Raw genomic sequence first — 8,863 nt, 5'->3', positions numbered from 1 at the left:
CCGTAGGCCGCTTCCCTGGGCAGAGGCTAGGGAACTTTCCTCCGCGGAATGCATCCTCTCGTGCTGACAGGACCAATTCCGATCGACATTTCTGGCTCGTTGGGAGCACGCGGTCGCCGAATTCGATTGCCAGACTCGTTGTTCGGAGGCTATTGGCGGGCGGTGCGTACAGGCCATCGGCTGCCGGAGCATCTCGTACAGCCGCCCTTGGAACCTAGGAGAAGCTATGGCTCTGATGCGATTCGATCCGTTTCGCGAACTTGACCGGTTGGCCGAGCAGGCGTTGGCCGGCGCACGCACTGCGCGCTCTTTGCCAATGGAGGCATTGCGACGCGGTGACCAATTCATCGTCGCCCTCGACGTCCCGGGTATGAAGCCCGATGACATCGATGTCACGGTCGAGCGCAACGTCATCGAGATCACCGCGCGCCGCCGTCCACTGCGCCAGGAGGGCGATCAACTGATCGTCGATGAGCGGCCCCAAGGCGAGTTTCGGCGCCAACTGTTTCTCGGCGACAACCTGGATCCGAACAAGCTGAGCGCGGCATGTGAACACGGCGTGCTGACCTTGACCGTCCCGGTCTCGGAGAAGAGCAAGCCTCGCAAGGTGGAAATCGAGACCGCCAACGAGGCTCGGCAGGCCATTGCGACCGGATCCGCGCCTCAACAAGAATCCGCGCCACAACAAACAGTGGACGCGTAGGAGGAGTGATGGCTGTGCATTCAACGGTGCAGACCTCGGCGGTGCGGCCCAATGAGCCGGCCCGCCAGGTGATCGCCACCTTCGACAACTACGCCGACGCCGAACGGGCGGTCGACTACCTGTCGGACCGGGGGTTCGAGGTAAACCGGGTGGCGATCGTGGGTCGCGATCTGGAGTACGTGGAACAGGTTCTGGGCCGGTTGTCCTACGGCGGGGCGGCGCTGCGCGGTGCGGGTTCAGGCGCACTGGTCGGCGCGCTGATCGGCTGGATCTTCGGCCTGTTCAGTTGGATCTACCCGTTGGTTTCGGCGTTGGTGCTGGCCGGCTACGGCCTGATCTTTGGTGCCATCGTGGGCGCCCTGTTCGGTCTACTCGCGCATGCGTTGCAACGCGGCCGGCGCGACTTTACCTCGACAAGCGGACTTCGACCCAGGTCCTATGACGTCGTTGCGGACGTGGAGGTTGCCGATCGTGCGGTGCAACTCCTAGCCGGCGGCAATGGAAAGGAATAGACGATGGCAACAGCGGTAGGTATCGATCTTGGAACAACGAACTCGGTGATTGCCGCCTGGCAGGGCGGGGAACCGGTTGTGATTCCCAACACCGAGGGCGCGCGAACCACACCTTCGGTGGTGGCGTTCACGGAGAACGGCGAGCGTCTGGTCGGGCAACTGGCCAGGCGGCAGTCGATCATGAATCCGAAGGGCACCATCTACTCGGCGAAACGATTCATCGGTCGCCGCTTCGATGAAATATCGGAGGAAGCCAAGGCGGTCAGCTTCGACGTCGTCGAGGGCGACGGTGGCGCCGCCCGATTCGAGGTGCGCGGCAAGCAGTATTCGCCAGAGGAGATCAGCGCGCAGGTACTGCGCAAACTCGTCGACGACGCGAGCAAGTTCCTGGGTGAGCGGGTCAAGCAAGCGGTGATCACCGTTCCGGCGTACTTCAACGACGCACAACGCAACGCCACCAAGGATGCCGGTCGGATCGCCGGGCTGGATGTGCTGCGCATCATCAACGAGCCCACGGCCGCCGCATTGGCGTACGGGTTGGACAAGAAGGGCCACGAGACCGTGCTGGTGTTCGACCTCGGCGGCGGCACGTTCGATGTCAGCCTTCTCGACGTCGGTGACGGCGTGGTCGAGGTTCGCTCCACGGCGGGTGACTCCCATCTCGGTGGCGACGACTTCGACCGCCGGCTGGTGGACTATCTCGCCGAGGAGTTCCAGCGCGAGAACAACATCGATCTGCGCAAGGATCCGCAGGCACTACAGCGGTTGTTCGAGGCGGCCGAGAAGGCGAAGGTGGAGCTGTCGTCGGTGACGCAGACGCAGGTCAATTTGCCGTTCGTCACTGCCGATGCCAACGGCCCCAAGCACCTCACCATGACCGTCAATCGGTCCAAGTTCGAGGAACTCACACACGATCTGGTGGAACGCTGCATGGCTCCGGTCAAGCAGGCGATGGGCGACGCCAAGGTCACGGCGAACGACATCGACGAGGTCATCCTGGTCGGCGGGTCGACCCGCATCCCCGCCGTCCAGGCCCTCGTCCGCCGGCTCACGGGCGGCAAGGACCCCAACATGACCGTCAATCCCGACGAGGTGGTCGCAATGGGTGCCGCGATCCAGGCGGGCGTGCTGACGGGCGAGGTCTCCGACGTCCTGCTGCTCGATGTCACCCCACTCTCGCTGGGTGTGGAGACCGCCGGCGGCGTGATGACCAAGATCCTCGAGCGCAACACCACCATCCCGGCCCGGCGCAGCGAGGTGTTCAGCACCGCTGCGGACAACCAGCCGGCCGTGGACATCGTCGTGCTGCAGGGCGAACGCGAGATGGCCAAGGACAACCGCGTACTCGGCAGGTTCAAGCTGGAGAACATCCGACCGGCCCCGCGCGGTGAGCCACAGATCGAGGTCACCTTCGACGTCGATGCCAACGGGATCCTGCATGTCACCGCGCGCGACAAGGACACCGGAGCCGAGCAGGGCATCACCATCAGTGAACAGTCGAACCTCGACCAGAGCGAGGTCGAGCGGATGCTCGCCGAGGCCGAGGCGCACCGCCGCGAGGACGAAGAGCTGCGCAAGCTGGTCGATGCACGCAATGAGCTCGATTCGGCGGCTTACCAGGTCGAGCGCCGCCTTGCCGAGCTGGGCGACTCCGTGGCACCACACGACCGGGCCCGCGCCGAGATGCTGGTCGCCGACGCTCGGCAAGCCGTCAAGGACGAGGCCCCGCTGGAGCGGGTGCAATCGCTGACATCCGAACTGCAGCAGGCGCTCTACGGGCTACAGCCCACCCCAGCGGGTGACAGCGTCGGCCAGCAGGGGCCGTCCGGCAACGGCCACGGTGCGCCAGTCGGCGACGACGACGTGGTCGACGCCGAGTTCGATCGGAGCTGACCCGCCATGGTCAGTTCGACGGAACATTCGAAGACCGACGAGGATCGCGACGCGGCTGAAGAGAAGCCGACGGAAGCGGTTGCCGCCCAGGTTGATTCGGACGCCGAGTTGGCCAAGGTCGAGGATCGCTGGCGACGGGCCGTTGCGGATCTGGACAACCTGCGGAAGAGATATGGCCGCGAACTGGACCGCGAGCGTGCCGCGGAACGATCCCGGGTTGCCGCTGCCTGGCTGCCCATCGTGGACAACCTGGAGCGGGCGATCGCTCACACGGGTGATCAATCCGACGCGATCGTCGAGGGCGTGCGAAGCATTCTGGGCGAAGGGCTGCAGGTGCTCGAGCGGCTCGGCTATCAGCGCGATGCAGAGTCGGGGGTGCCGTTCGACCCACAGCGTCACGAGGTGGTCGGTGTCGTCGAGCGCGCTGACAAGGCACCGGGGACAGTCGTGGAAGTGCTGCGCCCCGGTTACGGACAAGGCCCGAGTCAGTTGCGGCCGGCAGCCGTGGTAGTAAGCCGACACGAGGAGTGAGATCGGGTGGCGCGCGACTACTACGAAGTCCTCGGGGTGTCGCGAGATGCGACCGCCGACCAGATTCAGCAGGCCTTCCGCACGCTGGCCCGCAAGTACCACCCTGACGTCAACAAGGATCCGACGGCCGAAGACCTATTCAAGGAGGTCAACGAGGCCTATCACGTGTTGTCGGATCCCGACACCCGCAAGCGCTACGACCGGTTCGGCGAAGACTTCCGGCATGTCCCCGAGGACTGGGAAGAGCGCGCAGGTGCCGGCGGCTTCGGCGGCGGCGCAACGCGATCCGGCGGGCGGGTGCGTTACGGGCAAGGCTTCGGCGGTGCCGGCGGTGGCATCAACATCGAAGACCTCTTCGGCGACATGTTCCGTGGCGGTGGCGGATTCGGGCCAATCCCAGGCGCCGACCAGGAAGCGGTGCTGGAGCTGACCGTCGAGGAGGCCTACCGGGGCGGCAAACGCCAGATCTCCCTGGATGGCCGCAGCTACGGAGTCACCATCCCCGCCGGTGTCATCGACGGTCAGCGCATCCGGCTGGCCGGGGAGGGTGGCCGGGGTAACGGGGATGGGCCGGCTGGAGATCTCTACCTCAGGGTGCGCATCAAGCCGGATCCCCAATTCCGGCTCGACGGTCGCGATGTCACCATCGATCTGCCGGTGTCACCCTGGGAGGCGGTGCTGGGGACCACTGTCGCGGTCCGCACTCCCGGTGGCGAAGCGAAGGTAAAGGTGCCCAAGGGGTCGTCGACCGGCCGGCGACTGCGGCTGCGCGGTGAAGGCATGCCCAACCCGCGCGGTGCCGCCGGCGACCTCTACGCCGAGATCAAGGTGATGGTTCCCCCGAAACCCACTGCGCAGGAACGTGATTTGTTCGAGCAACTGGCGACGGTGTCCACGTTCGACCCGAGGAGGGGACGATGACCGCACCACGTTATGTCCTGACGCGGCGGCCCGGCATGCCAATCGACGTGTTCGCAACGCGCTGCGGGTTGCATCCCGACATGGTGCGCCGACTGGTGGCACTCGGCCTCGTCGCGTGCCGGCAGGATGCCCGCGGCGGTCTGCGGTTCGAACCGTCCGCGTTGGTGACGGTCGCCCGCATCCAGCGATTGAGGACCGGTCTGGGACTGAACTACGCGGCGATCGGGCTGGTGCTCGACCTGCTGGACCACATCGAAGAGCTGGAATCCGCTTCTCGCCGTAGGAGGACATCGCCGTGGACATCAACAAGCTGACGCAGAAGTCACAGGAGGCGTTGACCGAAGCGCAGAGCATCGCGACTCGGATGGGCCACACCGAGGTCGACGGCGAACATCTGTTGATGGCGCTGATCGACCAGCCCGACGGTCTCGTACCGCGGCTGTTGGAACAGGTGGGCGCCGACACTGCGGCACTGCGCGCGGACGTGGAGGGTGAGCTGAACCGACGCCCGAAGGTGAGCGGCCCCGGCGCCACGCCGGGCCAGGTCTCCGTCACCAGGCGGCTGGCAAACCTTCTGGAGACCGCTGAGCGGGAAGCCAAGCGGCTCAAGGACGAATACGTGTCGGTGGAGCACCTCGTCATCGCGCTCGCCGAAGAGGGTTCGGGGAGTGCCGCCGGACGGATGCTCGCCGCCCATGGCGTTACGAGGGAATCGTTCCTGGGCGCGCTGACCAAGGTCCGCGGCAACCAGCGCGTAACTTCGGCGTCACCGGAAGGGGCATACGAGGCACTGGAGAAGTATGGCCGCGACCTGGTCGCCGAGGGCCGCGCCGGCAAGATGGATCCGGTGATCGGCCGAGACGCCGAGATCCGCAGGGTGATTCAGATCCTCAGCCGCAAGACGAAGAACAACCCGGTTCTGATCGGCGACCCAGGAGTCGGCAAGACGGCGATCGTGGAGGGCCTGGCCCAGCGAATCGTTCGCGCCGATGTCCCGGAAGGCCTGCGGGACAAGACGATCTTCTCCCTCGACATGGGCTCACTGGTGGCTGGGGCCAAGTACCGCGGTGAGTTCGAGGAACGGCTGCAGGCGGTGCTGTCCGAGGTGAAGGCGGCCGAGGGCCGAATCTTGCTGTTCGTCGACGAGTTGCACACCGTGGTCGGCGCCGGGGCGACGGAGGGATCCCTGGACGCCGGCAACATGCTCAAGCCGATGCTCGCCCGCGGTGAGCTGCACATGATCGGCGCCACCACCCTCGACGAATACCGAAAGCACATCGAAAAGGACGCCGCGCTGGAGCGCCGGTTCCAGACCGTGCTGGTCGAGGAACCCGACGTCGAGGACGCCGTCTCGATCCTGCGCGGCCTGCGTGAACGCCTCGAGGTGTTCCACGGGGTGAAGATTCAGGATGCCGCACTGGTAGCGGCCGCCACGCTTTCGCACCGCTACATCACCGACCGCTTCCTACCCGATAAGGCGATCGACCTGGTTGACGAGGCGTGTGCGCGGCTTCGCACCGAAATCGATTCGATGCCAGCGGAGTTGGATGAGATCACGCGTCGAGTCACTCGGCTCGAGATCGAGGAGGCGGCGCTGGCCAAGGAGACCGACGCGGCCAGCAAGTCCCGGCTGGAGCAACTTCGCAAGGAGTTGGCCGACCTGCGATCAGAGGCCGACGCCCGGCACGCGCAATGGGATGCCGAACGACAGGCGATCCGTCGGGTACAGGAACTGCGCGGGCAACTCGAGCAGCTCCGGCACGAGGCCGAAGAAGCCGAACGCAACTACGACCTGAATCGGGCGGCCGAGTTGCGCTACGGCCAGATCACCGAATTGGAACGCAGACTGCAGGCGGCCGAGGAACAGCTCGCGTCCAAGCAGGGCGACAAGCGGTTGCTTCGCGAGGTCGTCACCGAAGACGAGATCGCCGAGATCGTAGCCGCGTGGACCGGCATACCGGTCGCGCGACTGCAGGAGGGTGAGCGGGAGAAGCTGCTGCGACTCGACGAAATACTGCACGAACGGGTGATCGGCCAGGACGAGGCGGTCCAACTGGTCGCCGATGCGGTGATTCGGGCCCGCTCTGGAATCCGGGATCCGCGCCGCCCGATCGGTTCGTTCATCTTCCTCGGCCCGACCGGGGTCGGTAAGACCGAGCTCGCGAAGACGCTGGCCGCCGCATTGTTCGACAGCGAGGACAACACGGTCCGGCTCGACATGAGCGAGTACCAGGAGCGGCACACGGTGAGCCGGTTGGTCGGTGCGCCACCGGGATACGTCGGCTACGAGGAGGGCGGCCAGCTGACCGAGGCGGTGCGCCGCAAACCCTATTCCGTAGTGCTGCTCGACGAGATCGAAAAGGCGCACGCCGACGTGTTCAACACCCTGCTGCAGGTGCTCGACGACGGCCGACTCACCGATGCACAGGGACGTCAAGTCGACTTCCGCAACACGGTGGTGATCATGACGTCGAACATCGGATCACACCATCTGCTCGACGGGGTCACCGCGGACGGTGAGATCAAGCCCGACGCGCACGACCGGGTGATGGCCGAGCTACGCGAACACTTCCGGCCCGAGTTCCTCAATCGCGTCGACGACATCGTGTTGTTCACTCCGCTGTCGATGGCGCAGCTCGAACGGATCGTCGAGCTACAGCTTTCCGAGCTACGGGATCGTCTGGCGGAGAGGCAGATCGAGCTCGACATCACCGCCGACGCTCGCCGGTTGATCGCCGAACGCGGCTACGATCCGGTGTACGGGGCGCGCCCGCTGCGCCGCTACATCGCCCACGAGGTGGAGACCAAGATCGGCCGGGCCTTGCTACGCGGCGACGTCGCGGGTAGCGGCACGATCCGCATCACCGCGCAGAACGGTGCACTCGCCGTGGGCTATTCGGAACCGGCTCTGACAGCCTGACTGAGGAGACACCATGGAATCAGACGTCGTGACATGCCCGCACTGCGGAAAACGCAACCGCGTACCCCCGGCGGCCGCGGGGAAGCCCCGGTGCGCCAACTGTCACCAGTGGCTGCCGTGGATCGCTGCGGCCAGCGACGGCGACTTCGCCGACGTTGCCGAAAAGTCCTCGGTTCCCGTACTTGTCGACCTGTGGGCACCCTGGTGCGGACCGTGCCGCATGGTGAGTCCGGCGCTGGAGCAGCTCGCAGGAGAACGCGCCGGACAACTCAAACTCGTCAAGGTGGACGTGGACAAGGCACCGGCGATTTCGCAGCGGTTCTCCGTGCAGGCGGTCCCGACCCTGCTGGTACTTGACCACGGGAAAGTTCTCAAGCGGCAGTCGGGAGCTGCTCCCGTTGCGGCGCTGCGTAATTGGCTGGATGAAGCTCTGTCGGCCAATGACTCGAAGAAGGCACGATCATGACGTCTCTATCCATGGATCCCCACGTGGCGGCGATACGCCCGGTGCGCCCGCATTCGAGCGGCTGTGAGGAATGTCTGCGGCTCGGCACACCGTGGCTGCACCTGCGGCTGTGCCTGACGTGTGGACACGTCGGCTGTTGCGATTCATCGCCCATGCGGCATGCCCGGGCACATGCCCACTCGATCGGGCACCCGATCGTGCAGTCCTTCGAACCCGGCGAGAACTGGCGCTGGTGTTACGTCGACGAAGACTATGTCTGAGGTCGCGGTCGACCAGCGTGAATCGTCTCCGCTGGCCGAAACCCCCGACGTGTGCGGCGCGTACCCCCGACTGTCCGACGATCAAATCGCCACCCTCGAGGCAGGGGGCACCCGGCGCACCGTCAGCCAGGGAGAGATGCTCGTTCGCGAAGGTGAGCGCGCCGACGACTTCTTCGTCATCCTGTCCGGCAAGGTGGCCGTCAGCACCCTCGACGACGCGGGCAACCAGCGCGTGATGCGGGTCCACGGCCCCGGGCGGTTCCTCGGCGAGTTGGGCGACCTCGAGGGCGAGGCAGCGTTCTACAGCGCCGAGGTGGTGGAGCCCGGCGAAGTGCTCGTGGTCCCGACCGAAGGGGTGCGGGCCCTGGTCGCCCACGATCCGGCGCTCAGTGATCTGATCCTGCGCGCATACCTGTGTCGGCGCTCGCTGCTCATTCAGGAGGGATCCGGATTTCGGATCATCGGCTCCTGCTTCTCACCGGACACCATTCGGTTGCGCGAATTCGCCGCACGAAATCGGTTGCCGCACCGCTGGTTCGACCTCGAACGTGACCCGCAGGCCGACCGACTGCTCCAACGGTTCGGAGTGACCGCCCAGGACACACCGGTGGTGATCTGGGGCGGTGCGGTGCTGCGCAACCCGACCAACGCGGAGCT

10 protein-coding genes are annotated in these 8,863 nt (G+C 65.7%); all 10 read left to right on the top strand.

What is annotated here, in order from left to right:
• Positions 1-226: 226 nt before the first annotated feature.
• Positions 227-703, top strand: coding sequence for an Hsp20/alpha crystallin family protein (locus QOJ24_RS21720; protein ID WP_526265021.1), 477 nt, complete (start codon positions 227-229; stop codon positions 701-703).
• Positions 704-711: 8 nt separating this feature from the next.
• Complete coding sequence (locus tag QOJ24_RS21715; RefSeq protein ID WP_526265019.1) at positions 712-1,215, top strand: general stress protein; 504 nt, start codon at positions 712-714, stop codon at positions 1,213-1,215.
• A 3-nt stretch (positions 1,216-1,218) separates the two neighbouring features.
• Positions 1,219-3,108 carry a molecular chaperone DnaK gene (dnaK, locus tag QOJ24_RS21710; RefSeq protein WP_526265017.1) on the top strand — a complete coding sequence of 630 codons (1,890 nt, stop codon included), beginning with the start codon at positions 1,219-1,221 and terminating at the stop codon, positions 3,106-3,108.
• Positions 3,109-3,114: 6 nt separating this feature from the next.
• Positions 3,115-3,639 carry a nucleotide exchange factor GrpE gene (locus tag QOJ24_RS21705; RefSeq protein WP_526265015.1) on the top strand — a complete coding sequence of 175 codons (525 nt, stop codon included), beginning with the start codon at positions 3,115-3,117 and terminating at the stop codon, positions 3,637-3,639.
• A gap of 6 nt (positions 3,640-3,645) precedes the next feature.
• Positions 3,646-4,560, top strand: a complete 915-nt coding sequence (locus QOJ24_RS21700; protein WP_526265013.1) for a DnaJ C-terminal domain-containing protein — start codon at positions 3,646-3,648, stop codon at positions 4,558-4,560.
• The gene (locus QOJ24_RS21695) at positions 4,557-4,874 is read left to right on the top strand and encodes a chaperone modulator CbpM (RefSeq protein ID WP_526265011.1); all 318 of its coding nucleotides are present in this window, start codon (positions 4,557-4,559) and stop codon (positions 4,872-4,874) included. Before QOJ24_RS21700 ends, QOJ24_RS21695 begins: the two co-directional genes overlap by 4 nt.
• A complete protein-coding gene (gene clpB / locus QOJ24_RS21690) occupies positions 4,856-7,480 on the top strand; it encodes an ATP-dependent chaperone ClpB (RefSeq protein ID WP_526265009.1) in 2,625 nt (874 codons plus the stop codon). Before QOJ24_RS21695 ends, clpB begins: the two co-directional genes overlap by 19 nt.
• A 13-nt stretch (positions 7,481-7,493) precedes the next feature.
• Entirely contained in the window at positions 7,494-7,946 is a 453-nt protein-coding gene (gene trxA / locus QOJ24_RS21685; protein ID WP_526265007.1) for a thioredoxin, read from the top strand.
• Positions 7,943-8,206: a UBP-type zinc finger domain-containing protein gene (locus QOJ24_RS21680; protein ID WP_526265005.1), complete on the top strand. Its 264-nt coding sequence runs from the start codon at positions 7,943-7,945 to the stop codon at positions 8,204-8,206. Before trxA ends, QOJ24_RS21680 begins: the two co-directional genes overlap by 4 nt.
• A partial coding sequence (locus tag QOJ24_RS21675) for a cyclic nucleotide-binding domain-containing protein (protein ID WP_526265003.1) occupies positions 8,199-8,863 on the top strand: 665 nt, incomplete at its 3' end. The genes QOJ24_RS21680 and QOJ24_RS21675, both read left to right, overlap by 8 nt.

It is taken from the genome of Mycobacterium sp., from assembly GCF_032159775.1.
Lineage (GTDB): Bacteria > Actinomycetota > Actinomycetes > Mycobacteriales > Mycobacteriaceae > Mycobacterium.
Note: the sequence above shows the minus strand (reverse complement) of the source record. Positions and strands in the feature narration are given on the sequence as shown.